Origin of the sequence: Rhizobium sp. CFBP 13726 (genome assembly GCF_014841925.1) — a bacterium.
Classification (GTDB): Bacteria; Pseudomonadota; Alphaproteobacteria; order Rhizobiales; family Rhizobiaceae; genus Neorhizobium; species Neorhizobium soli.
In genome coordinates this window covers 1,367,000-1,390,894 of the sequence record NZ_JACYUU010000002.1, presented here as the reverse complement: position 1 = coordinate 1,390,894, position 23,895 = coordinate 1,367,000, and the positions used below count along the sequence as shown (strand labels likewise).

The window sequence follows — 23,895 nt, the reverse complement described above, 5'->3', positions numbered from 1 at the left end:
GCACTGCACGCAAAACTCATTTCTGACCGGATTGAAGTTCCAGCAGTGCCAAAGGCTTAGGGAAACTGGCACGGCGGATGCATCTCATTTCCCAAGCAGGGAGCCACGAATGAGCAAAGCCGCCGAAATCGATATCGCCTCCGTCACCAAGACCTATGGGACGACGACGGCGGTCCATGCGATCAGTCTCAAGATCCCGGCCGGCACCTATTGCTGCCTGCTGGGGCCATCCGGCTGCGGCAAGACGTCGACGCTGAGAATGATCGCCGGCCACGAGAGCATTACGTCGGGCGATGTGCGGCTTGGCAACACGGTGGTGACGGATCTTCCGCCGGCCAAACGCGGCACCGCGATGATGTTTCAGTCCTACGCGCTGTTTCCGCATCTCGATCTGGTCGACAACGTCGCCTTCTCCCTGAAGATGAAGGGCGTCGACAAGGATGTCCGCCGCGCCAAGGCGATGGACCTGCTGCGGCTGATGCAGATGGAAGGCTATGCGACACGCCGTCCGGCCCAGCTTTCCGGCGGTCAGCAGCAGCGCGTGGCGCTTGCCCGCGCGCTGATTACCGATCCGGAAGCACTGCTGCTCGACGAACCACTTTCGGCGCTCGATCCGTTCTTGAAGATCCGTATGCGCGCGGAGTTGAAGAAGCTGCAGACCTCGCTCGGCATCACGTTCGTGCATGTGACGCACAGCCAGGAAGAGGCGATGGCGCTTGCCGATATCATCGTCATCATGAATGACGGTCGCATCGAGCAGGCGGCCCATCCGCGCGTCGTGTTCGAAAAGCCGGCGACGGCCTTCGTCGCGAAGTTCATGGGCGACCACAACGTCATCTCCGGTCGCGTTACCAAGAGCGATGGCCAGGAACTGATGCTGTCGGTGCCAGCCGGTGCCGATTTCCTGGCCGTCGGCGACAATGGCGACCTGACCGATCAGGCCGATATCGCCATCCGCACCGATCATGTCCGGATCGGCCAGCCGTCCGAGACGGGCCTCGGCTTCACCGGCTCCATCACCAATATCGAATATCGCGGTTCCTCGGTGAAGCTGTCGGTCAACGGCGCCGGCATCGAGGATTTTACCGCGATCCTCTCCGACACCGATTTCTTCGCCAATCCGGTCAAGGTCGGAGAGGCGATCCCCCTATGCTGGGGCCGGGAGGACGCGATTGTCCTCGGGCGCCTCAAGCACTGATCCCACTCACAATAATCAACTAGAGGAGAACATGGGAATGACTGAAATTCAAAAGGGCGCAAAGGGACTTTCGCGCCGCTCGCTGCTGAAGACCGCATCCGCTGCTGCCGGCCTTGCCGCCGGTTCGGGCGCCATTACCGGCTTCCCCACCATCTGGGCGCAGAACCCGATCACGATCCGCCAGTTCGGTACCGGCGTTTCGAACCTCAATGCGATTGCCGAAAAGTGCAAGGCGGATCTCGGCATCACGCTCGAGATGACCGCAACGGACTCGGATGCAGCTGCCCAGCGCGCCGTCACGCAGCCGAACTCCTACGACATTGCCGACATCGAATACTGGATCCTCAAGAAGGTCTATCCGGCAGGCGTCATCCAGCCGATGGATGTGAAGAAGCTGAAATATTACGACAAGGTCGTGCCGCTGTTCAAGAACGGCAAGCTGAAGCCGGACAGCGTGATCGCCCAGGGCACGGCGCCGCATACGGTCGGCTTCGTCGAAAAGGCGGGCGACAAGAAGTTCGCCAAGGAAGAGACCCAGTGGTTCACCATGATGCCGACGATCTACAATGCCGATACGCTCGGCATTCGTCCGGATCTGGTCGGCCGTGAAATCTCCACCTGGGCCGATATCATGGACCCGAAGTTCAAGGGCAAGACGTCGATCCTGAACATCCCGTCGATTGGCATCATGGATGCCGCGATGATCATGGAAGCCATGGGCAACATCAAGTATGCCGACAAGGGCAACATGACCAAGGCCGAGATCGATGCGACCATCGATTTCCTGATCAAGGCCAAGCAGGCGGGCCAGTTCCGCGCCTTCTGGAAGTCGTTCGACGAGAGCGTCAACCTGATGTCGTCGGGCGAAGTCATCATCCAGTCGATGTGGTCGCCAGCCGTTGCCGCTGTCCGCTCCAAGGGCATCGCCTGCAAGTATCAGCCGCTCAAGGAAGGCTATCGCTCGTGGGGCGGCGGTCTCGGTCTTGCCGCCCATCTTTCCGGCGCAAAGCTCGATGCGGTCTATGAATATATCAACTGGTACACATCCGGTTGGGTCGGCGCCTACCTCAACCGCCAGGGTTACTATTCCGCTGCCATGGACACGGCCAAGGAACACATGTCGGCCGACGAGTGGGGCTACTGGATCGAAGGCAAGGCAGCCCAGGGCGATATCGTCGCGCCCGATGGCAAGGTCATGGAAAAGGCCGGTGCCGTGCGCGATGGCGGTTCCTTTGAGGAACGCATGGGTCACGTCGCCTGCTGGAATTCGGTGATGGACGAGGACCGCTACATGGTTCGCCGCTGGAACGAATTCATCGCGGCTTGATCGACATCTTCCTTCCCTCATTCCTGTGCTCGTCACAGGAATCCAGCCAGCCCAAGCCCTTGGGCTGAAGAGGGTCTCTAACCGCGCAGACGCGCGGTTGCTGGATCCCTGTGACGAGCACAGGGATGAGGGTGGGGCACCAACCTTGCCACAGATCCCTTCTCCCCGCCCGCGGGGAGAAGGTGGCGGCAGCCGGATGAGGGGCACCTTTCCGGACCGCTCTTTTTCGAAACGACAGGAGCCTTTTGGTGATGGTGGCAGTGCGATTCCTAGGTGTTGGCGAACCGAAGCCGAAGCGGCAGATCCGCATCCCGCTCGGCCTCGTCTCCTATCTGCAGGCGACGCCGCTGACGCTGATCCTTGGGTTTTTCCTGGCGCTTCCGATCCTGATGATCGTGATCGTCAGTTTCTGGGATTACGATTTCGCCCAGATGTATCCCGACTTTCTGACCATGAACTATGTGGAGACGCTCGGATCCTGGGTCACCTGGAAGACCTATCTCAACACGCTGAAATTTGCGGCGATCGTCTGGGCGATCACGCTGTTCGTCGGATTCTGGGTCGCCTATTTTCTCGCCTTCCACATTCGCACCTCAGCGATGCAGATGGTGCTGTTTCTGGTCTGCACCGTGCCGTTTCTGACATCCAACATCATCAGGATGATTTCGTGGATCCCGGTTCTCGGGCGAAACGGGTTGATCAACAGCGCGCTCGTCAGTGCCGGCATCGTGCCGGAGCCGATCCAGTGGCTGCTCTATTCGGATTTCGCCGTGGTGCTTGCCATGGTGCATCTCTACACGCTGTTCATGGTGACGCCGATCTTCAACACGCTGATGCGCATCGACAAATCGCTCGTCGAAGCGGCGCGTGATGCCGGTGCCACATCGTTTCAGATCCTGACCAATGTCATCATTCCGCTGGCCAAGCCCGGCATGGCGATCGGCACGATCTTTGTGGTGACGCTGGTGATGGCCGACTTTTCCACCGTGCAGGTCATGTCCGGCGGCCAGAGCGCTTCGGTGGCGCTGATGATGAAGAACCAGATGTCGCTGCTGCAATATCCGGCTGCTGCCGCCAACGCGGTGGTTCTTCTGGTCCTCGTTCTCTTGATGGTCGCGGGCATCCTGCGCATCGTCGATATCCGCAAAGAACTGTGAAGATGGGGGAGCTTTGAGATGCACAGCGACAAGCGCGGCCGCGAATTCTATTTCCTCGCTCTATTCTTCGCCATCTTCGTGCTGTTTCTCTACGGGCCGCTGTCGGCGGTGCTGATCCTGTCGTTCCAGGGACCGAACGGTGGCCTGACGTTCCCGTTGAACGGCGTCTCCACCCGCTGGTTCGTCAACCTGTTCGAGACCCAGGCAGTCGGCGATTTCGGCGGTTCATTCCGCCGCTCCACAGCACTCGGGGTGATGGTGATGATCGTCACCGTCGTCGTGGCACTTCTCGCGGGCCTTGCCTTTCGCCGCAAGTTTGCCGGTGCGACTGCTCTCTTTTATCTGGCGGTCGCCAGTCTCGTCGTGCCGTCGATCATCGTCTCGCTCGGCATCGGCGTCGTATTCCAGCAGTTCGGGCTGGAGCCTACCTGGTACACGTCTGCCTTCGGCGCGCATCTGACCTGGACGCTCCCTTTCGGCGTGCTGATCATGTTTGCCGTGTTCAACCGCTTTTCGCCTGCCTATGAAGAGGCTGCGCGCGATCTCGGCGCCTCGTCCTGGCAGACGTTTTCCAATGTCGTGCTGCCGATGATCGCACCCAGCCTGATCGGCGTCGGACTGTTCGGCTTCACGCTTTCCTATGACGAGTTTGCCCGCACGCTGATGACAGCTGGCACGTACAATACGCTCCCGCTCGAGATCTACGGCATGACCACCAATGTCACGACGCCGGTGCTTTATGCGCTCGGGACCGTGACGACGGTGTTCTCGTTCCTGGTCATTGCCGGAACGCTCGGCTTGATCGTCTATATCAACCGTCGCCGACTGCGGAGCTGATCCCACACGATGCGCATTCTGATCGTCAATCCCAATACCACCGCCAGCATGACGGCGACCGTTGCCGACAGCGCCGCCCGCGTTGCCAATTCCGGCACGCAGATCGAGGCCGTCACATCGTCCATGGGGCCGGTGTCGATCGAGGGCTATTATGATGAGGTGTTTGCGGTCCCCGGCCTTTTGGTCGAGCTTGCCAAGGGTGAAAAGGCCGGTGCCGACGCGGCGATCATCGCCTGTTTCGATGATACGGGGCTCGATGCAGCCCGGGCTCTCGCCCATATCCCTGTTATAGGCATCTGCGAAGCGGCGCTTTCTGCCACCGCCTTTATCGCGCAACGCTTCACGATCGTGACGACCATGGAGCGCTCACGCCTGCCGCTCGAACATCTCGTCCATCGCTACGGCATGGCCGGCCGCTGCAAGGTGCGGGCCGCCGATATTCCGGTCCTGTCGCTGGAAGATCCGACATCCAATGCACGTGAACGGCTCCGCTCCGAAATCGCGCTGGCCTTGAAGGAGGATAAGGCCGAGGCGATCGTGCTCGGGTGCGCCGGCATGGCCGACCTTACCGCAGAGCTGCGGGCCGAATTCGGGGTGCCGGTCGTGGATGGTGTCGCGGCTGCCGTCAAACAGGCGGAAATGCTGGTGGCACTCGGCCTGTCGACAGCTAAAAACGGCGCCTATGCGACGCCGGTCAACAAGCTGTATGCGGGGCTTCTCGAGGGTTTTGCGCCTAGCAGGCTTGCGACGCGATGACAGGCTCAGCCGTCATCCGGACGCTGGCACTTTCGGAGCTCGAATGCCTTCTCGACTGGGCGAGAGCGGAAGGCTGGAACCCCGGGCTTGCCGATGCGGCGGCTTTCCATGCGGCGGACCCCGATGGTTTCTTCGGCTGTTTCGTCGATGGCGTGTTCGCATCAGGCATTTCCGCGGTGCGATACGGCAACGACTTCGGCTTTATCGGCCTCTATATCGCGCATCCCGATTTTCGCGGGCAGGGTATGGGCCGGCGTGTATGGGTTGCCGGGATGGCCCATATCGAGGGCCGGACGATCGGTCTCGATGGCGTTGCGGAGCAACAGCAGAATTATCGCAGCATGGGGTTCGAGCCGTTCTACGAGACTATACGCTGGAGTGGCCGCCTCAGGGGTACCGCCGTCGCCGGCGTGACCGATGTCAGCGTCGGTAATTTGCCGGCTATCATCCACTACGATCGCAGCGTCTTCCCGCAAGTCCGCAAAGCGTTTCTTTCCGAGTGGCTGAAGCCGCCGAGGTCGACGAAGGTCCTGATCGATGATGGAGAGATCAGAGGATATGGCGTCTGTCGCAGATGTAACGACGGGTTCAAGATCGGTCCGCTTTTCGCCATGGGTACGACCGAAGCCGTCACGCTGGTGCAAAGCCTCGTCGCGGAAACCGAAGGCGAGACTGTCCATATCGATGTGCCGGCGCCGCAGCAGGGATTTTCGGACTATCTTTCAGAAGCCGGATTCCAAAAAGGTTTCACCACGGCCCGAATGTATCGCGGCCTGCCACCGAGTGCGCGGACAGCCGATATCTTCGGGGTCACGACGTTGGAACTCGGGTAGAATCCGGGAAGCGCAGCTCGGCGGTCTTGTTGCCTGGCACGTTCTCCGCAGCATCCAGCGACGTGCGGATGCGGATTTTGCCGACGTCGATCACATGACGCATCGCCGACATCGCCTTTTGCGGATCGCGGGACGCGATGGCATGGGCGATGCGCAGATGGTTGGAGGCGACTTCGTCGATCATTTCCGGCGACGCGGCCGGTGACGACAGCTGGAAGGAAATCGCCAGTGCCGCCTCGATCAAAGCGCTTGCCGAACGCATGAACGGATTGCCCGACATGCGGGCAATGGCCAGGTGGAATTCGAGATCCACGTTGGCAATCGATTCCGGCGTGTGGTTGAGATTGTCGAATTTGGCAGCGATCGCGTAAAGCGAAACGATGTCGTCGCTCGTTGCCCTCAAAGCCGCCGCCGCCGCCGCTGCCGGCTCAAGCGCGGTGCGCATTTCGGCCAGATGCTCGATGAATTCGTAATCGAGACTCGTCTCGAAACGCCAACTCAAGACATCCGCGTCGAAGAAATTCCAGCTCGAACTGTCGAGGACGCGGGTACCGACCTTCGCCTTGGCTTCGACCAGCCGCTTGGCAGACAGCGTCTTCATCGCCTCGCGTAACACCGTGCGCGATACGCCGAACCGTGCGGAAAGCTCGGTGTCGCCGGGCAGGAGAGAGCCTTCGGGGAACGTGCCGGAAACGATCCCGCGGCCAAGCCCAGCGACCACCGTTGCGTGGTTGCTACGGCGCTTTCGCCCGTTAATCGTCGTTTCCAGCAAACTCAAACTAGATCTCCTTAAGCCGACTCTCGGCCAATCGCCGGTTTGAATACCAGATGATACCGCGCTGCAACACAATGAACACGAAAAGGAGGATGCCGATGACGATCTTCGTCCACCAGGACGACAGGGTTCCGTCGAAGACGATGTAAGTCTGGATCAGGCCTTGGATAAGGATGCCGACGAACGTGCCGGCTACAAGCCCGACGCCGCCGGTCAAAAGCGTACCGCCGATGACGACGGCTGCAATCGCATCGAGTTCGACGCCGACGGTGGCCAGCGAATAACCCGACGAGGTATAAAGCGTGTAGGCAATGCCGGCCAAGCCCGACAGGAAGCCTGACAGGGCATAGATGCCGATCGTCGTGGAGCCGACGGGTACGCCCATCAGCTCCGCCGACTGGATATTGCCGCCGATCGCGTAGACATTCGCGCCGAACCGCGTCCTTCCGGCAATGAACCCGCCGATGATGAAGACGAGCAGCATCAAAATCGCAAGCGCCGTCAACCGCCCGCCGCCGGGAAAGCGAAAGTAGAAACCCTGGATCGCGTCGATCATCTCGTGGCTGATCGGTACCGACGCGGTGGAAATCAGGTAGGCGGCACCGCGCGCGAGAAACATGCCGGCCAGTGTGACGACGAAAGGCGGAATGCCGAGATAACGGATCATCGCACCCATCAGGCTGCCAAACAGCGTGGAGATGACGAGAACGGCCAAGAACGCGGTGAGGGGGTGCAGGCCGAGCGAGCCGACGGCCACGGCCACGAACACGCTCGTGAAGGCGATCACCGAGCCGATCGAGAGATCGATGCCTCCCGACAGAATGACGAAGGTCATGCCGACAGCGGCGATGCCGAGAAACGCATTGTCGGTCAGCAGATTGCCGATCACCCTCGTCGACAGCATGTTTGGAAACTGCAGGATGCAGAGACCGTAGGCTATGACGAAGATGGCAAGCGTCGTGACGAAGGGAAGGTTGCGGGTGTGGATCATCTTGCCGCTCCTTCAACCTTGGAAACCGGGTTCTTGCTGGCTTTCGGCTGCGACCTCAAGAAGCCGAGCATGGTGATCACGGCGGGTGATTGCAGTGTCAGCACGATGATGATGATGCCGGCCTTGATGATGAGGTTGAATTCCGGCGGGAAGCCGGAAACGAGAATGCCGGTGTTGATCGACTGGATGATCAGCGCGCCGATCAGCGACGCTGTGATCGAGAAGCGCCCGCCGTTCAGCGACGTGCCGCCGATGACGACCGCGAGGATCGCATCGAGTTCAAGCCAGAGACCGGCATTGTTGGCATCGGCGCCGCGGATATCGGCGGTCACGATCAGGCCGGCGACTGCGGCACAGAGGCCCGAGATCGCATAGACGAAGAACAGCAGGAAGCGGGCCTTCACACCGGCAAGCGTTGCGGCACGGCGGTTGATGCCGGTCGCCTCGATCAGGAAGCCGAGCGCCGAGCGGCGGACCAGCAGGCCGACGAGAAGGCCGGTGCCGAGCCAGAGAAAGATCGGGATCGGAATGCCGGCGAAGGAACCGGATCCGAGCGCCGAAAACGTGTCGTCATTGAAGGTGAGGATGACGCCCTCTGTGATCAGCTGGGCAATCCCGCGTCCCGCCACCATCAGGATCAGCGTTGCGATGATCGGTTGGATATCGAGGAGGGCAACCAGAATGCCGTTCCAGAGACCGCAGACGAGGCCGATGCCGAGCGATACGACGATGACGACCGGGATCGGATATCCATCGGCGATCAGCGTTGCGGCAACGGCACCGCAGATGGCGATGACGGCGCCGATCGAAAGATCGATACCGCGCGTCGCGATGACCAGCGTCATGCCGATTGTCAGAAGTGCCACCGGCGCGGCGCGCACAAGAATGTCGATGAGGCTGCCGTAAACGCGGCCGTTCTGGACCGAGATCGTCAGGAAGCCGGGCGCAATCGCCGTGATCATCCCGAGGATGATCACAAGTGCAATCAGCTGCGGCGCCAGTCGCTTGAGGCGACGGGTTATCGGGTTCATCAGGCGGCCTCCGTCCGGTTCGGTGCAGCAATCGCCTGCATGATATTGTCGGCGTTGACGTCGCTGCCGGTGAGTTCCGCCACGTGGCGGCGGTCGGAAAGAACAATGACCCGGTGGGCGATCGCCGTCAGTTCCTCAAGTTCCGAGGAAATCACAACAAGCGACATGCCTTCGGCACACAGCCGCTCGATCATTTTCAGGATTTCCGCGTGAGCGCCGATATCGATGCCGCGGGTCGGTTCGTCGAGGATCAGAAGCCGTGGTTCGGTCGCCAGCCAGCGGGCGAGGATAGCCTTCTGCTGGTTGCCGCCGGAGAGGAACTTGATAGGCCGCTCCGCGTCGGCGGGGCGAATGTCCAGGGATTTGATGAACCCTTCAGCCAGGGCCCGGCGCTCGCGCGACGAGATCGGTTTTGCCCAGCCCTGACGGGCCTGCAGTGCCAGGGCGATGTTGTCGGCCACGGAAAGGTCGCCGATGATGCCGTCCGTCTTTCGTTCTTCCGGACAGAAGCCGAACCCGTTCGAAATGGCCGCGACCGGCGAGGAGAGGGCGATCTCCTGGCCGTCGATGCTGGCTGTGCCGCTGTCTGCGCGGTCGATGCCGAAAAGGAGGAAGGCCGTTTCGGTGCGGCCAGACCCGAGAAGTCCGGCGACGCCGACGACTTCGCCTGGGCGGATGTCGAGATCGAACGGGGCGACGCTACCGCGTTTTCCGTAGCCGGCGAAACGAATGGGCGCCTCGCCGATCGGGGCGATGGTTTCTTCCTGGGCCTGATGCTCGCGGGTGATGTCCTGCAGCTCGCGGCCGAGCATCATAGAGATGAGTTCGAGACGCGGCAGGTCGGCCAGCGCGCGGCTTCCTACCAGTCTGCCATTGCGCAACACGGTGACCCGGTCGGCCACCGCATAGACCTGGTTCAGAAAGTGCGTGATGATGATGATGCCGAGACCTTGTTCGCGCAGCCTGCGCAGCACGACGAACAGCATTTCGACTTCCTGGCTGTCGAGACTTGCGGTTGGTTCGTCGAGAACAAGCACCTTGCCGGAAAGGTCGACGGCACGGGCAATCGCGACGATCTGGCGGATCGCGACGGAATAGGAGGAGAGAAGCGCATCGACGTCGATATCGAGGCCGTATCTCGCGAGAAGCGCTTTCGCGCGCCGACGCATCTCGCGTCGGTCGATGAACCCGAAGCGGCTTGGTTGGCGACCGAGGAACAGGTTTTCGGCCACCGTGAGGTTTTCGAGAAGATTGACTTCCTGATAGACGGTGCCGATGCCGAGCGCCTGCGCTTCCGCGACGTTGGCCGGCGTCACGTCTTGGCCATCCAGCCGCATCTCGCCGCGGTCACGCGTGTAGACACCTGTCAGGATCTTGATCAACGTGGATTTGCCGGCGCCATTTTCACCAAGCAGCGCGTGGATTTCGCCCCGCTGCAGCGTGAAGTCCACGCCCTCAAGCGCGGTGACGCCGAGAAAGGATTTGCCGATGCCCCTTGCTTCCATGAGCGGGTCATCGAGACGTTCCCGGTTTAAGGCGGAGAACGAATTTTCTGAGGAAGTCTGTATGTCTGTCATGCTCCAGCCCGCATAAGTGGAGGCCGGGACAGCTCTTGAAAAAGCTGCCCCGGTTGAAAACTGCCCGGCTCGGTCGCGAGCTAGATCGGGCGGCGGGAGATCAGTAGCCGAGGCCCTTCTTGGCTTCGTACACCTTCATCGGGTCATCAGAAGCCGTGTACAGCTTCGATTCTGTCTGGATCCACTTTGGTGGTTCCTTCTTGTCCTTCAGGTAGGCTTCGAGTGCGTCGAGCGCGGGGCCTGCCATGTTCGGCGTGAGCTCCACAGTCGCGTTTGCTTCACCCTTCGACATAGCCTGGAAAATATCCGGAACGGCGTCGATCGAGACGACCTTGATGTCGGTGCCCGGCTTCAGGCCGGCTTCCTTGATGGCCTGGATCGCGCCGACGGCCATGTCGTCATTATGAGCGTAAACGGCGCAGATGCCCTTGCCGCCGCCTTCTGCCTTGATGAAGCTTTCCATGACTTCCTTACCCTTGGTGCGGGTAAAGTCACCTGTCTGCGAACGCGCGATCTTGATGTTCGAATGCGAGGCAATAGCCTGTTCGAAACCCTTCTTGCGGTTGATGGCAGGTGAGGAACCGGTGGTTCCCTGCAGTTCCACGACCTTGCAGTCCTTGGAGCCGACATCCTTCACCAGCCAGTCGCCTGCAACCTTGCCTTCAAAGGTCTGGTCAGAGGTGACGGCCGTCAGATAGAGATCTTTCGGTGCATCGATTTCGCGGTCGAGAAGGATGACAGGGATCTTTTCTTCCTTGGCTTCCTTCAGGACTGCGTCCCAGCCGGTGGCAACGACAGGTGCGATCAGGATCGCATCGACGCCCTGGGCGATAAAGCCCCGGATTGCCTTGATCTGGTTTTCCTGCTTCTGCTGCGCATCGGCAAATTTCAGGGTGATGCCGCGCTTTTCGGCCTGCTGCTTCGTTACTGTCGTTTCGGCAGCGCGCCAGCCGGATTCAGATCCGATCTGCGAGAAGCCGATTGTCAGGGATTTTGCGGAAACGCTCGACGCCAGGCATGCGGTAACAATGGCGGTAGCCGCCCATAGTGCTCTCTTCATCTTAAATCCTCCCAGAGATGATAAGAAAACTGACGGTCGAAGGTTTGGCATATAATCATACTTTTGCAAGACGCAAAATTGCGAAAAATCACGCTTTCGAAACGCGATTCTGCGAGATACTCATTTATCTATATGATTCCACTCGCTATTTAGGATTCTCCCTTGTTTACGATGATGGCACTCTGAAGCCATCTCGTTCTTGACAGTACGTCCCGTTATCCAATAGTCGTATTAATGACGCATCGGATCGTGATCTGATGGGAGGGGTTGGCGCGGTTTCGGGAGACACTGCGCTTCAATATTATCAGACTTATCGGATGGCAGGGCATATGTTGCGAATTCTTCAGGTTGCGAGCTTGTCTGGCGATGTTCAGGTTGTCGCCTGGAGCGGAGATACTCCGCGCGTCGTCAATGGCGTTTCCTCAACCTACGAGCTTGCCCAGAAGGCCATTGCAGCAGGCCTGAGCCTGGCGCAGCAGATCGAAGCACTCGGGCTTGGTGATGAAGTCGACCTCGACGTTGCCGCGCAGAGCGGACGTCTTGGTCTGCCGGTCTCGCATCCCGATCCAGCCCACTTCATCGTCGCCGGCACCGGCCTCACGCATCTCGGTTCCGCCGATGGTCGCGACAAGATGCACAAGGCAGCGCAGTCGGAAGAAAAGCCGACCGATTCCATGCGCATGTTCCTGATGGGCGTCGAGGGCGGCAAGCCGAAGGACGGCGAAGTCGGTGCTCAGCCGGAATGGTTCTACAAGGGCAATGGAACGCAGCTGCGCGCAACCGGCGAAGATCTCGTTTCTCCCTCGTTCGCGCTTGATGGCGGCGAGGAGCCGGAACTGGCGGCGATCTATCTGATCGGCCCCGACGGCACGCCGTTCCGCCTCGGCTTCTGTCTCTCCAACGAATTTTCCGATCACGTGACCGAGAAGGGCAACTATCTCTGGCTTGCCCATTCCAAGCTGCGCCAGGCAGCGCTCGGACCGGAACTTCTGGTCGGCGAGCTGCCTGCTCATGTCGAAGGCACGTCGCGCATCCGTCGTGGTGACGAGGTGATCTTCGAAAAGCCGTTCCTGTCGGGCGAAGCGAACATGTCGCACTCGATCGCCAACCTCGAATACCACAATTTCAAATACGACCTGTTCCGCCAGCCGGGCGATCTGCATGTCCATTTTTTCGGCACGGCGACGCTGTCGGTCTCGCATGGCATCAAGACCGAAGCCGGCGATGTGTTCGAGATCGATGCGGCGCCGTTCAAGCTTCCGCTCGTGAACCGTCTGGCTGTGGCAGCGGAAACGCCTGTCGCGATCAAGGCGCTCTGAGGTGGCCATGACCCCCATTCGTCTCGCTATCGTCGGACTTGGCAAGATTGCCAGGGACCAGCATCTCGGCGCAATCGAAGCGACCGACGGGATCGATCTCGTCGCAGTCGCCAGCCGCAACGCCTCGATCGAGAATGTCGCGTGCTTTGCCGATATTCACGAGCTGCTGGCCTCCGGCGTCGAAATCGACGCCGTCTCTCTTTGTACGCCGCCCCAGGGCCGGTTCGAGCAGGCAAAGGCAGCGCTTGAAGCCGGCAAGCATGTAATGCTCGAAAAGCCCCCGGGTGCGACGCTTTCGGAGGTCTTTGCGCTGGAAACGCTGGCGAGAGAAAAAGGCCTCAGCCTGTTTGCAACATGGCATTCCCGCGCTGCCGCGGCTGTCGAGCCTGCACGGGCGCTGATGGCCGAGCGGACGCTGAAAAGCGTTTCGGTCGAGTGGAAGGAAGATGTTCGCCACTGGCATCCGGGTCAGGCGTGGATCTGGGAGCCGGGCGGTCTCGGCGTATTCGATCCCGGCATCAATGCCCTGTCGATCGTCACGCGGATCATGCCCGAGACGTTCCATCTCGTGCGCTCGGAACTGACCTTCCCGGCCAATCGTGCAGCGCCGATCGCTGCGAGCCTTGCCTTCGAAACGAAAAGCGGCTTGCCTGTGGCGGCCGAATTCGACTGGCGTCAGACGGGTCCGCAGACCTGGGACATCCGGGTCGAGACCGAAGAGGGCACGATCGTCCTCACCCACGGCGGCAGCCGCCTGATCGTCGACGGCGAGGCGCAGATCGTCGAGGAAGATCGCGAATATCGCAATCTGTATCGGGATTTCGTGGCGCTCGTCACCAAGGGTGACAGCGATACGGATTTCTCACCGCTGGTGCATGTGGCGGATGCCTTCATGCTTGGCCGGCGCATTGAAACTGAAGCATTCGAGGACTGAAGATGAGCAATTCGGAAAACGCGCCCTCAAGTGAAATCGCCGAAACCGGAGAGCGCCGCCAGGACGCGCGCAAGCTGCGGTCGCGCGCCTGGTTCGACAATCCTGACAATGTCGACATGACCGCGCTCTATCTCGAGCGCTACATGAACTTCGGTCTCAGCCAGGCCGAACTTCAGTCGGACCGGCCGATCATCGGCATCGCCCAGACCGGTTCGGACCTGTCGCCGTGCAACCGCCACCATCTGGAGCTTGCCAACCGTCTGCGTGAAGGTATTCGCGAAGCGGGCGGCATCGCCATCGAATTTCCGGTGCATCCGATCCAGGAAACCGGCAAGCGCCCGACCGCGGGCCTTGACCGCAACCTAGCCTATCTCGGCCTTGTCGAAGTTCTCTACGGTTACCCGCTCGATGGCGTCGTGCTGACGATCGGCTGCGACAAGACCACGCCAGCCTGTCTTATGGCTGCTGCCACCGTCAACATTCCAGCCATCGCCCTGTCGGTCGGCCCGATGCTGAACGGCTGGTTCCGCGGTGAACGCACCGGTTCCGGCACGATCGTCTGGAAGGCACGCGAACTTCTGGCCAAGGGCGAAATCGATTACGCGGGCTTTGTGAAGCTTGTCGCGTCTTCGGCACCATCCACCGGCTATTGCAACACAATGGGCACGGCAACGACGATGAATTCGCTGGCCGAAGCGCTGGGCATGCAGCTGCCGGGTTCGGCCGCCATCCCGGCTCCTTACCGTGACCGCCAGGAAGTTTCCTATCTCACCGGCCTTCGCATTGTCGAAATGGTCAGGGAAGACCTGAAGCCTTCCGACATCCTGACCAAGGACGCTTTCATCAACGCCATCCGCGTCAACTCGGCGATCGGCGGCTCGACCAATGCGCCGATCCACTTGAACGCGCTCGCCCGCCATACCGGCGTGGAACTGACGGTCGACGACTGGCAGACCTATGGCGAGGAAGTTCCGCTTCTGGTCAATCTGCAGCCAGCCGGCGAATATCTCGGTGAAGACTATTACCATGCCGGCGGCGTTCCGGCTGTTGTCAACCAGCTGATGACGCAGGGCCTCATCAACGAAGATGCGATGACGGTGAACGGTAAGACGATCGGCGACAACTGTCGCGGTGCGATCATCGAGGACGACAAGGTCATCAAGCGTTACGACGAACCGCTGAAGGCACGCGCCGGCTTCCGCGTTCTGCGCGGCAACCTGTTCTCTTCCGCAATCATGAAGACCAGCGTTATCTCGCCTGAGTTCCGCGAGCGTTACCTCTCCAATCCGAACGATCCGGAAGCCTTCGAAGGCCGTGCGATCGTGTTCGACGGTCCGGAAGATTATCACCACCGCATCGACGATCCATCGCTCGAGATCGACGAGCATTCGGTTCTCTTCATGCGCGGTGCCGGTCCGATCGGTTATCCGGGCGCTGCCGAAGTGGTCAACATGCGCGCTCCCGATTACCTTCTGAAACGGGGTATCAGCTCGCTCGCCTGTATCGGTGATGGACGCCAGTCCGGCACGTCGGGCAGCCCGTCGATCCTCAACGCGTCTCCGGAAGCGGCAGCAGGTGGTGGTCTCGCACTTTTGAAGACCGGCGACCGTGTGCGCATCGATCTCGGTCGCGGCGAAGCCAACATCCTGATTTCGGATGATGAGCTTGCACAACGTCGAAGCACTCTGGACGCCGAGGGCGGCTATCGCTATCCGAAGCACCAGACGCCGTGGCAGGAAATTCAGCGCGGCATCGTCGGGCAGATGGAAACCGGTGCGGTTCTCGAACCGGCTGTCAAATACCAGCGCATTGCGCAGACCGAAGGTCTGCCGCGCGACAATCACTGACCTGAAAAAGGTCGTGAGGGGAGGCGGGGAGCCTCTCCCGGATAATACGGCAGCTTAATTGTGAGCTGCTTGAAACGGAGGAGTTACTTATGAAAATTTTGAAACTCATGACCACGGTTGCAATTTTCGCAGGTGTCGCGCTCGCGTCGCCTGTGTTTGCTGCAGACAAGGGTCTCGTCGGCGTCGCGATGCCGACCAAGTCTTCTGCCCGCTGGATCGCCGATGGCGACAACATGGTCAAGGTTCTGAAGGAACGTGGCTATGACGTGGACCTTCAGTACGCTGAAGACGATATCCCGAACCAGCTGTCGCAGATCGAAAACATGGTCACCAAGGGTGCCAAGGTTCTCGTGATTGCATCGATCGACGGCACGACGCTGTCCGACGTTCTGCAGCAGGCTGCCGATCAGAAGATCAAGGTCATTGCCTATGACCGCCTCATCCGCGAAACACCGAATGTCGACTACTACGCGACCTTCGACAACTTCCAGGTCGGCGTTCAGCAGGCAACCTCGCTGGTAAAGGGTCTCAAGGCCGATACCGAAAAGGGCCCGTTCAACATCGAACTGTTCGGCGGTTCGCCGGACGACAACAACGCCTTCTTCTTCTATAACGGTGCGATGAGCGTCCTTCAGCCGCTGATCGACAAGGGCACGCTCAAGGTCGGCTCCGGCCAGACCGGCATGGACAAGGTCGCGACCCTTCGTTGGGATCCGGCAACTGCCCAGTCTCGCATGGACGCCATCCTGTCCTCGACCTATTCCGACAAGAAGCTGAACGGCGTTCTGTCTCCCTATGACGGTATCTCGCTCGGCATCATCTCGTCGCTGAAGGGCGTAGGCTACGGTTCCGGCGACATGCCGATGCCGATCGTCTCCGGTCAGGACGCGGAAGTGCCTTCGGTCAAGTCGATCATCGCCGGCGAACAGTATTCGACGATCTACAAGGACACGCGCGAACTCGCGAAGGTTACTGTTGATATGGTCGACGCTGCCATGAACGGCAAGGAACCGGTTGTCACCGACACCAAGACCTATGACAACGGCAAGAAGGTCGTCCCGTCCTACCTGCTGAAGCCAGTTGTCGTCGACAAGACGAACTGGAAGGTCCTCGTCGATACCGGCTACTACCAGGAATCGCAGCTCAAGTAAGTCTCTGGCCGCGCGGCGCAAGCGTCGCGCGGCTTCCTATTCCAGGAGTTCTCATGCTTGATCCTGTATTGTCGGCGGACAAACCGCCTATTTTGGAAATGCGCGGCATTTCAAAAAGTTTTGGCGCCGTTAAGGCGCTTTCGGACGTCAGCTTTACCGTCAAGGAAGGCGAGATTCACGCCCTTGTCGGCGAGAACGGTGCCGGCAAGTCGACGCTGATGAAGGTGCTTTCGGGCGTGTACCCGCATGGTTCCTACGAAGGCTCGATCCTGTTCGACGGCGAGGAACGCCACTTCCGCGACATCAACGATTCCGAAAAGCTCGGTATCATCATCATTCACCAGGAGCTCGCGCTCATCCCGCTGATGTCGATTGCCGAGAACATCTTTCTCGCGAACGCGCCATCCAAGTACGGAGTGATCGACCGCGATGCTCGCTACATCCGCACCAAGGCCCTGCTCGCCAAGGTCGGTCTCGTTGCCGAGGTGCCCGAAACCCTCATCACCAACCTCGGTGTCGGCAAGCAGCAGCTGGTCGAGATCGCCAAGGCACTGTCCAAGGACGTGCGCCTGCTGATCCTCGACGAGCCGACCGCTTCGCTCAACGAAACCGACAGCGCAGCCCTGCTCGAACTCCTCAAGGAATTTCGCCGCAACGGCATTACCTCGATCATGATCAGCCACAAGCTGAACGAGATCTCGGAAGTTGCGGACCGCATCACCGTGCTGCGCGACGGTCGTACGGTCGGCACGCTTGACTGTCACGAAGGTCCGGTCGACGAGGACGAGATCGTCCGTCGCATGGTCGATCGCGATCTCGAAAGCCGTTACCCGAAGCGCGAGCCGAAGATCGGCGAGGTGATCTTCGAGGTCGACGACTGGTCCGTCCATCATCCGCAGCATTCGCACCGCAAGGTGGTCAAGAACGTGTCCATGAAGGTTCGGGCCGGCGAAGTCGTCGGCATTTCCGGCCTGATGGGATCCGGCCGCACCGAGTTCGCGATGAGCGTGTTCGGTCGCGCCTATGGCCGCGATATTTCCGGCACCGTGAAGATCCATGGCAAACCTGCGGATACCTCGGACGTGCACCGGGCGATCAAGGCGGGCCTCGCCTATGTCACCGAAGACCGCAAGCATCTCGGGCTGATCCTGTCTGAGGACATCCGCAAGAATGTCTCGCTCGCGCACCTGGGCGGCGTTTCGTCACGCGGCGTGATCGACGACATCCGCGAAATGAAGGTTGCCCAGGAATTCCGCGACCGTATGCGGATCCGCAGCCATAACGTCTACCAGGAAACCGGCAAGCTTTCCGGCGGCAACCAGCAAAAGGTCGTGCTGTCGAAATGGCTGTTCACCAACCCGGACATCCTGATCCTGGACGAACCCACACGCGGCATCGATGTCGGCGCCAAGTACGAAATCTATTCCATCATCAACGAACTTGCGGATGCCGGTAAGGCAGTCATCGTGATCTCGTCCGAAATGCCCGAGCTCATCGGCATCTGCGACAGGATTATGGTCATGCACGAGGGCGAATTTGTCGGCGAAGTCGCCGGCGAAGAGGCAACGCAGGAAAATATCATGCGCGCTATCATGCGCCGCAAGGGGAGATAATTATGAGCACTCCGCAGGAAGCAATTACCGCTCCCAAGGCGGCGACAGGTTTCTGGAAGGAAAATCTTCGTGACTACGGGATGCTGATCTCGCTGGTCGTGATTGTCATCTTCTTCCAGGTCGCAACGGGGGGCGTTCTGCTGAAGCCGCTCAACATCACCAACATCGTTCTCCAGAACAGCTATATCGTCATCATGGCGCTCGGCATGCTGATGGTGATCGTGACCGGCCACATCGACCTTTCGGTCGGTTCGGTCGCCGGTTTCGTCGGCGCGGTCGCGGCGATGCTGATGGTGCAGTACAGCTTCGACTTTGTCACGGCGAGCATCATCTGCCTCGTGCTCGGTGGCGTGATCGGCGCAATGCAGGGCTATTTCGTCGCCTATTTCAGGATTCCGTCCTTCATCGTGACGCTTGCCGGCATGCTGGTCTTCCGCGGGTTCATGATCGCGGTCCTTAGCGGCCGGTCGATCGGTCCCTTCGATCCGACCTTCCAGAAGTTGTCTTCCGGCTTCATCCCGGAACTGATCTCCTCGACGGGCGGCCTTTATCTGACGTCCTTCATCATCGGCCTGGTACTGGCCGCCCTGATGGTCTGGCAGAACTTCAGAAGCCGCGCACGGCGTGTCGAGCATGGCGTCGAATCCGAACCGATGGCTTTCTTCATCGGCAAGAACATCCTTGTCATGGCTGCCATCGGCTATGTCGCCTACCTGATCTCGTCGCACCGCGGCCTGCCCAACGTGCTGATCATCATGGCCGTGCTGATCGTCGCCTACGGCTTCTTCACCAACCGCACGATCATCGGACGGCAGATCTATGCGGTCGGTGGCAATGCCCGCGCAGCCGAGCTGTCCGGCATCAAGACCGTGCGTCTGGTGTTCTGGACCTTCGTCAACATGGGTGTGCTTGCAGCGCTTGGCGGCCTCGTCGTTGCCGCTCGCCTCAACAGCGCGACCCCGAAGGCCGGCACGGGCTTCGAGCTCGACGTCATCGCGGCCTGCTTCATCGGCGGCGCCTCGGCTTACGGCGGCGTTGGCAAGGTCACGGGTGCCGTGATCGGCGCCTTCCTGATGGGTGTTATGAACAACGGCATGTCGATCCTCGGCATCGGCATCGACTATCAGCAGGTCATCAAGGGTCTGGTTCTGCTCGGCGCCGTCTGCGTCGACGTCTACAACCAGCGCCGTTGAACCCTCATCACAGAGAGACAGCGAAAGGCGGGAGCTTCAGCTTCCGCCTTTTTTATTGCGACGCCGATGCGCTAAACCCTTATTGAAAGTAGGCGAGCGCCTACGTAATGAGGGCGGCAACACAGACATATTATTGCCGCGATCGGGTCGCCTTAGCTGCCCGGCTCGTTCGGGGAGAAATCCCCGGCAATGCTTCAACAACCGGCATGACCATTGATGTCCACAGATCAGCAGAAGACCGGCCTCCGCGAGACGTTTGAAAACTATCGCGGCTATCTCGTTCCCTTCATCATCCTCGTGGTCTTCGGCTTCACGACGTTTGCGATCTATGATCTCACCACCGAAGTCAGTTACGACGACGTGCTTGCAGCGCTTGCCGCCACGAAGGCATCGTCCATCCTTCTCGCGATCTTCTTCACCGCGCTGAGTTTCGTTGCCCTGACCGGATACGACCTCAACGCACTCTCCTATATCGGCAAAAAGCTGCCACCGGTGCCGGTCGCCATGACCGCGTTCAGCGCCTATGCGGTTGGCAACACAGCCGGCTTCGGTGCCTTGAGCGGCGGCGCGATCCGATTCCGCGGTTACTCGCGGCTCGGCCTCAGCCCCGACGATATCGGCCGGGTGATCGCCTTTGTCACGCTCGCCTTCGGTATCGGCCTGCTAGGGGTGACTGCGATCGCATCGCTTGTCACGGCGCCTCGGATCGGCAGCCTGCTCGGCATCGGCGAGGGCTGGGTGCGCGGCATTGCGGTTGCGATCATCGTGGTGCTCTCAGCGCTTGTCGTTGCCGGCTGGAATGGCCGCGAAGTGGCATTGGGCAGGCTGAAGCTGCGGCTTCCCGATACGAAAACCTCGTCGCAGCAGTTCCTGATCACGGCGCTCGATATCGCAGCCTCGGCGTCGGTTCTTTACGTGCTTCTGCCGCAGACGGATATCGGCTGGCCGTCGTTCCTGGCGATCTATGCCACGGCTGTCGGTGCCGGCGTTCTCAGCCACGTTCCGGCGGGGCTGGGCGTGTTCGAGACGATCATCGTTGCGGCGCTCGGAAGCACTGTCGATATCGATCAGGTTCTCGGCAGCCTTGTTCTCTACCGGGTCATCTATCACGTCCTGCCGCTTCTGGTCGCGACGCTCTTCGTGATCGGCATGGAGGTGCAGCAGCTTTCCAATCATCCGGTCGCCTCGACGCTGCGCAAGCTGGAATTCCGTCTGGCGCCCCTGCTGCTTGCCGCATTCGCGATGATCGCTGGTGCCATGCTGGTATTTTCGGGCGTTACACCGACGCCGGATTCGGATCTGGATTTCCTCTACAACTATCTGCCGCTGCCGGTCGTTGAAGGCGCGCATTTTCTGTCCAGCATTCTCGGCATCGTGCTTTTCGCGTCCGCCCGCGGTGTCAGCCAGAGGCTGGACGGTGCGTGGTGGACGGCAACGGCTTGTTCCGCGCTGGCTTTGCTGCTCGCCTTCGTGCGTGCGGTCGCGGTGTTTGAAGCGATCTTTCTCGTCATTCTGCTCGCCGGCCTGTTGCTCAGCGCCCGGCAGTTCACCCGTCCGGCGTCACTCCTCCGGCAGGTGCTGACGCCTGCCTGGGTCGTGGCGATGCTGGTGCTGGTGGCGGCAGCGATAACAGTTCTTCTGTTCGTCTATCGCGAGGTGGATTACAGCCGCGAGCTCTGGTGGCAGTTCGAGTTTTCGGCAGAAGCGCCGCGTGGGCTTCGCGCGATCCTGGGTGTGGCGATCGTTGCGGGCACGATCGCGATTGCCAGCCTGTTGCGCCCGGCTGCGACCCGCACGGCACACTCCACGCCGGAGGAGCTGGAGCGGGCGGTCTCGATCGTTCGGCAGCAGGACGTCGCCGACGCGAATGTTGTGCGCATGGCCGATAAGCGGCTGATGTTTTCCACAAACGGCAAGGCTTTCATCATGTACGGCATTCAGGGTCGTTCCTGGATCGCCTTGTTCGATCCGGTCGGCCCGGCAGAGGAAATCCCCGAACTGGTCTGGAGCTTCGTGGAAGAGGCGAGGGCCCAGGGCGGACGGGCCGTGTTCTACCAGATTTCGCCGGCACTTCTGCCTTACTGCGCCGATGCCGGCATGCGGGCCGTCAAGCTTGGAGAACTGGCGATCGTCGATCTGGAGCGTTTCGATCTCAAGGGAAGCCGTCTCGCGGGTCTGCGTCAGGCCGTCAACAAGGGGCTTCGCGAGGGGCTCGAATTCGACGTTATCGAGCAGGCGGATGTGATGGGCTCGATCGAGGATCTGCGCCGGGTGTCCGATACCTGGCTCGCCGCCCACGAGACACGCGAGAAGACGTTTTCGCTCGGTGCCTTCCAGGATGCCTATGTGGCATCCCAGCCGGTGGCGGTGCTGCGCACGCAGGGAAAGATCGTCGCCTTTGCAACGCTGTCGCTGACGGAGACGAAGCAGGAGGCAACCGTCGACCTTATGCGGTTTGCGCCGGATGCGCCGAGAGGCTCGATGGATTTCCTGTTCGTCCGCTGCATGGAATATCTGCAGGCCGCCGGCTACCGGACCTTCAACCTCGGCATGGCGCCGCTTTCCGGCATGGCACAGAGGGAAGCCGCCCCTGTCTGGGACCGGATCGGCAGCGTGATCTTCGAACACGGCGAGCGCTTCTACAATTTCAAAGGCCTGAAGGCATTCAAAACCAAGTTTCACCCGCACTGGGAACCCCGCTATCTGGCGGTGGCAAGCGTCAGTCCTGCCATTGCGATGGTCGATGCGACGCTGCTGATTGGTGGGGGCTTGAGAGGAGTGGTCGGAAAATGATGATGCTGTCCCGAATTCTCGCCGTCGGCATTCTGCTGGCCGGCACCGGCCTTGCCTCCGCCCAGCAGCCTGCTTCAGAGCAAACCGGTTCGCAGACCGATGACTACAAGACCGGAATGATCGCTTCGCCGCACATCTATATGCCCGGCGACAAGGATCTGAAGGCGATGGTCTTCCTGATCTCGAAGGGCGCAGGCTGGGGGGCCGAGGAAGAGAGCCAAGCCAAGGCGCTTGTCGATCAGGGGGCGGCGGTGGTCGGTATCGATTACCCGTCCTACATCGCGTCGCTTGCCAAGGATGACGGCGACTGCATCTACATGGTCTCCGATATCGAAGACCTGTCGCAGCAGGTGCAGCGGCGGATCGGCAATGCCAGTTACCGGCATCCGATCATCGCCGGCATCGGGGATGGCGCAGCACTTGCTCTCGGCATGATCGCGCAGAGCCCGTTTGCGACAATCTCGAAAGCCATCGCGGTCGATCCGACGGCCGGCATTCCGCTGGGAAAGGTGCTCTGCACGCCTGCGACCAAGGACAAAGCCGGCGACCGGACGATCTATGGCTTTACCGATGGAAAGCTGCCGGCGGATGTGACGATCGGCTTGACCGATGCGGCCGATGCCGCCGGCAAGGATCATGCCGCTAGTCTCAAGGCCGGGTGGCCGGATGTCGATCTCACGGATGTATCCGGCCCTGCAACGACAGCGCTTGCCGACCTTCTGAAGACTGCGATCGAAGGTGACGGCAATAGCGATCAGCTCGACCTGCCGGTGACGGTCCTGGAAACGAAACCGACGCTCGATACCATGGCCGTGGTCTATTCCGGCGATGGCGGATGGCGCGATATCGACAGCGAGCTCGGCGGTTATCTACAGGCCCAGGGCGTGCCCGTCGTCGGGGTGGATTCGCTTCGCTATTTCTGGGCGGAACGCACGCCGAAGGAAACGGCGGATGATCTCGTCAAGATCATCGATACCTACCGGCGCCAATGGAATGTGAAGAACGTCGTGCTGATCGGCTATTCCTTCGGTGCCGACATCCTGCCGGCGACGTTCAACGTTCTGCCGGCTGCGACCAAATCGCGGATCAAACAGATTTCGCTGCTGGCGCTCTCGAGAGAGGTCGATTTCGAGATTTCCGTCACCGGCTGGCTTGGTGTTGCCGGCGATGGCAAGAACGGCGACAGCATTTCCGATATCGCCAAGATCGATCCGCGTGTCGTCCAGTGCCTCTATGGTACCGATGAGGACGACGATCCGTGCCCGACGCTGAAACCGCAGGGTATCGAGACGGTCGGCATCGAAGGCGGACACCATTTCGATGAAGATTACGAGGGGCTTGGAAAGCTCATTCTTGATAGCCTCCACAAGCGGCTGAACAAGTAGAAGCCGTTTTCCCGCGAAGAAATCACCTTCCCGTGAGCTGGTTCGTGAGATGGGGCTTGATTTCTGCGGCTCCCAAGATAAATCTCAGCGCACCAGGACCGGGCCCCTCTGGCAGTTC

General features: G+C 60.4%; 19 protein-coding genes. 14 read left to right on the top strand and 5 right to left on the bottom strand.

Annotated features, from left to right (window positions below):
• The first annotated feature begins 109 nt into the window (after positions 1 to 109).
• The 6 genes from IFT66_RS13825 (at position 110) to IFT66_RS13800 (ending at position 6,108) form a co-directional block, all read left to right on the top strand.
• Complete coding sequence (locus IFT66_RS13825) at positions 110 to 1,198, top strand: ABC transporter ATP-binding protein (protein WP_192077900.1); 1,089 nt, start codon at positions 110 to 112, stop codon at positions 1,196 to 1,198.
• A gap of 37 nt (positions 1,199 to 1,235) precedes the next feature.
• The gene (locus IFT66_RS13820; protein WP_062462086.1) at positions 1,236 to 2,525 is read left to right on the top strand and encodes an ABC transporter substrate-binding protein; all 1,290 of its coding nucleotides are present in this window, start codon (positions 1,236 to 1,238) and stop codon (positions 2,523 to 2,525) included.
• A 251-nt stretch (positions 2,526 to 2,776) separates the two neighbouring features.
• The gene (locus tag IFT66_RS13815; protein WP_092659174.1) at positions 2,777 to 3,682 is read left to right on the top strand and encodes an ABC transporter permease; all 906 of its coding nucleotides are present in this window, start codon (positions 2,777 to 2,779) and stop codon (positions 3,680 to 3,682) included.
• A gap of 18 nt (positions 3,683 to 3,700) precedes the next feature.
• Positions 3,701 to 4,519 (top strand): ABC transporter permease, encoded by an 819-nt coding sequence (locus IFT66_RS13810; RefSeq protein ID WP_062462092.1) that lies wholly within the window; start codon positions 3,701 to 3,703, stop codon positions 4,517 to 4,519.
• A 9-nt stretch (positions 4,520 to 4,528) separates the two neighbouring features.
• Positions 4,529 to 5,275 carry an aspartate/glutamate racemase family protein gene (locus IFT66_RS13805; protein WP_192077899.1) on the top strand — a complete coding sequence of 249 codons (747 nt, stop codon included), beginning with the start codon at positions 4,529 to 4,531 and terminating at the stop codon, positions 5,273 to 5,275.
• On the top strand, positions 5,272 to 6,108 hold the full coding sequence (locus IFT66_RS13800; protein ID WP_192077898.1) for a GNAT family N-acetyltransferase: 837 nt from the start codon (positions 5,272 to 5,274) through the stop codon (positions 6,106 to 6,108). The genes IFT66_RS13805 and IFT66_RS13800 overlap by 4 nt, the downstream gene beginning before the upstream one ends.
• On the opposite strand, the gene IFT66_RS13795 is transcribed toward IFT66_RS13800, so the two are convergent.
• The 5 genes from IFT66_RS13795 to ytfQ form a co-directional block, all read right to left on the bottom strand.
• On the bottom strand, positions 6,086 to 6,886 hold the full coding sequence (locus tag IFT66_RS13795; RefSeq protein WP_082471960.1) for a FadR/GntR family transcriptional regulator: 801 nt from the start codon (positions 6,884 to 6,886) through the stop codon (positions 6,086 to 6,088). The two genes, IFT66_RS13800 and IFT66_RS13795, sit on opposite strands and share 23 nt — an antisense overlap.
• A 1-nt stretch (position 6,887) precedes the next feature.
• Complete coding sequence (gene yjfF, locus IFT66_RS13790) at positions 6,888 to 7,874, bottom strand: galactofuranose ABC transporter, permease protein YjfF (protein WP_082471961.1); 987 nt, start codon at positions 7,872 to 7,874, stop codon at positions 6,888 to 6,890.
• Positions 7,871 to 8,905, bottom strand: coding sequence for an ABC transporter permease (locus IFT66_RS13785; protein WP_192077897.1), 1,035 nt, complete (start codon positions 8,903 to 8,905; stop codon positions 7,871 to 7,873). The genes yjfF and IFT66_RS13785 overlap by 4 nt, the downstream gene beginning before the upstream one ends.
• Positions 8,905 to 10,410, bottom strand: a complete 1,506-nt coding sequence (locus IFT66_RS13780; protein ID WP_249406434.1) for a sugar ABC transporter ATP-binding protein — start codon at positions 10,408 to 10,410, stop codon at positions 8,905 to 8,907. The genes IFT66_RS13785 and IFT66_RS13780 overlap by 1 nt, the downstream gene beginning before the upstream one ends.
• A gap of 172 nt (positions 10,411 to 10,582) precedes the next feature.
• Positions 10,583 to 11,542: a galactofuranose ABC transporter, galactofuranose-binding protein YtfQ gene (gene ytfQ, locus IFT66_RS13775; protein WP_113111665.1), complete on the bottom strand. Its 960-nt coding sequence runs from the start codon at positions 11,540 to 11,542 to the stop codon at positions 10,583 to 10,585.
• Between the two features lie 329 nt (positions 11,543 to 11,871).
• On the opposite strand from ytfQ, the gene araD1 reads away from it, so the two are divergent.
• The 8 genes from araD1 to IFT66_RS13735 all read left to right on the top strand — a co-directional run bounded on the left by araD1 (position 11,872) and on the right by IFT66_RS13735 (position 23,777).
• On the top strand, positions 11,872 to 12,861 hold the full coding sequence (araD1, locus tag IFT66_RS13770) for an AraD1 family protein (RefSeq protein WP_184654661.1): 990 nt from the start codon (positions 11,872 to 11,874) through the stop codon (positions 12,859 to 12,861).
• A 1-nt stretch (position 12,862) separates the two neighbouring features.
• Complete coding sequence (locus IFT66_RS13765) at positions 12,863 to 13,795, top strand: Gfo/Idh/MocA family oxidoreductase (protein ID WP_192077895.1); 933 nt, start codon at positions 12,863 to 12,865, stop codon at positions 13,793 to 13,795.
• Positions 13,796 to 13,797: 2 nt separating this feature from the next.
• Positions 13,798 to 15,642: an IlvD/Edd family dehydratase gene (locus tag IFT66_RS13760; protein WP_062581527.1), complete on the top strand. Its 1,845-nt coding sequence runs from the start codon at positions 13,798 to 13,800 to the stop codon at positions 15,640 to 15,642.
• Positions 15,643 to 15,731: 89 nt separating this feature from the next.
• Positions 15,732 to 16,793, top strand: coding sequence for a multiple monosaccharide ABC transporter substrate-binding protein (gene chvE, locus IFT66_RS13755; RefSeq protein WP_062462113.1), 1,062 nt, complete (start codon positions 15,732 to 15,734; stop codon positions 16,791 to 16,793).
• 53 nt (positions 16,794 to 16,846) lie between these two features.
• A complete protein-coding gene (gene mmsA / locus IFT66_RS13750; protein WP_062462117.1) occupies positions 16,847 to 18,406 on the top strand; it encodes a multiple monosaccharide ABC transporter ATP-binding protein in 1,560 nt (519 codons plus the stop codon).
• A gap of 2 nt (positions 18,407 to 18,408) precedes the next feature.
• Positions 18,409 to 19,599: a multiple monosaccharide ABC transporter permease gene (gene mmsB / locus IFT66_RS13745; RefSeq protein WP_062462120.1), complete on the top strand. Its 1,191-nt coding sequence runs from the start codon at positions 18,409 to 18,411 to the stop codon at positions 19,597 to 19,599.
• Positions 19,600 to 19,815: 216 nt separating this feature from the next.
• Positions 19,816 to 22,392: a bifunctional lysylphosphatidylglycerol flippase/synthetase MprF gene (gene mprF / locus IFT66_RS13740; RefSeq protein ID WP_174197202.1), complete on the top strand. Its 2,577-nt coding sequence runs from the start codon at positions 19,816 to 19,818 to the stop codon at positions 22,390 to 22,392.
• On the top strand, positions 22,389 to 23,777 hold the full coding sequence (locus IFT66_RS13735; RefSeq protein ID WP_274604831.1) for a virulence factor family protein: 1,389 nt from the start codon (positions 22,389 to 22,391) through the stop codon (positions 23,775 to 23,777). The genes mprF and IFT66_RS13735 overlap by 4 nt, the downstream gene beginning before the upstream one ends.
• The last annotated feature ends 118 nt before the right edge of the window (positions 23,778 to 23,895 follow it).

Bases quoted from the DNA above. Each gene is read 5' to 3' on its own strand.
- mmsA (WP_062462117.1), top strand. From the start codon at position 16,847: ATGCTTGATCCTGTATTGTCGGCGGACAAACCGCCTATTTTGGAAATG.
- IFT66_RS13785 (WP_192077897.1), bottom strand. From the start codon at position 8,905: ATGAACCCGATAACCCGTCGCCTCAAGCGACTGGCGCCGCAGCTGATT.
- mmsB (WP_062462120.1), top strand. From the start codon at position 18,409: ATGAGCACTCCGCAGGAAGCAATTACCGCTCCCAAGGCGGCGACAGGT.
- ytfQ (WP_113111665.1), bottom strand. From the start codon at position 11,542: ATGAAGAGAGCACTATGGGCGGCTACCGCCATTGTTACCGCATGCCTG.
- IFT66_RS13780 (WP_249406434.1), bottom strand. From the start codon at position 10,410: ATGGAAGCAAGGGGCATCGGCAAATCCTTTCTCGGCGTCACCGCGCTT.
- IFT66_RS13735 (WP_274604831.1), top strand. From the start codon at position 22,389: ATGATGATGCTGTCCCGAATTCTCGCCGTCGGCATTCTGCTGGCCGGC.
- chvE (WP_062462113.1), top strand. From the start codon at position 15,732: ATGAAAATTTTGAAACTCATGACCACGGTTGCAATTTTCGCAGGTGTC.
- IFT66_RS13815 (WP_092659174.1), top strand. From the start codon at position 2,777: ATGGTGGCAGTGCGATTCCTAGGTGTTGGCGAACCGAAGCCGAAGCGG.
- yjfF (WP_082471961.1), bottom strand. From the start codon at position 7,874: ATGATCCACACCCGCAACCTTCCCTTCGTCACGACGCTTGCCATCTTC.
- araD1 (WP_184654661.1), top strand. From the start codon at position 11,872: ATGTTGCGAATTCTTCAGGTTGCGAGCTTGTCTGGCGATGTTCAGGTT.
- IFT66_RS13800 (WP_192077898.1), top strand. From the start codon at position 5,272: ATGACAGGCTCAGCCGTCATCCGGACGCTGGCACTTTCGGAGCTCGAA.
- IFT66_RS13760 (WP_062581527.1), top strand. From the start codon at position 13,798: ATGAGCAATTCGGAAAACGCGCCCTCAAGTGAAATCGCCGAAACCGGA.
- IFT66_RS13820 (WP_062462086.1), top strand. From the start codon at position 1,236: ATGACTGAAATTCAAAAGGGCGCAAAGGGACTTTCGCGCCGCTCGCTG.
- mprF (WP_174197202.1), top strand. From the start codon at position 19,816: ATGTCCACAGATCAGCAGAAGACCGGCCTCCGCGAGACGTTTGAAAAC.
- IFT66_RS13805 (WP_192077899.1), top strand. From the start codon at position 4,529: ATGCGCATTCTGATCGTCAATCCCAATACCACCGCCAGCATGACGGCG.
- IFT66_RS13825 (WP_192077900.1), top strand. From the start codon at position 110: ATGAGCAAAGCCGCCGAAATCGATATCGCCTCCGTCACCAAGACCTAT.
- IFT66_RS13810 (WP_062462092.1), top strand. From the start codon at position 3,701: ATGCACAGCGACAAGCGCGGCCGCGAATTCTATTTCCTCGCTCTATTC.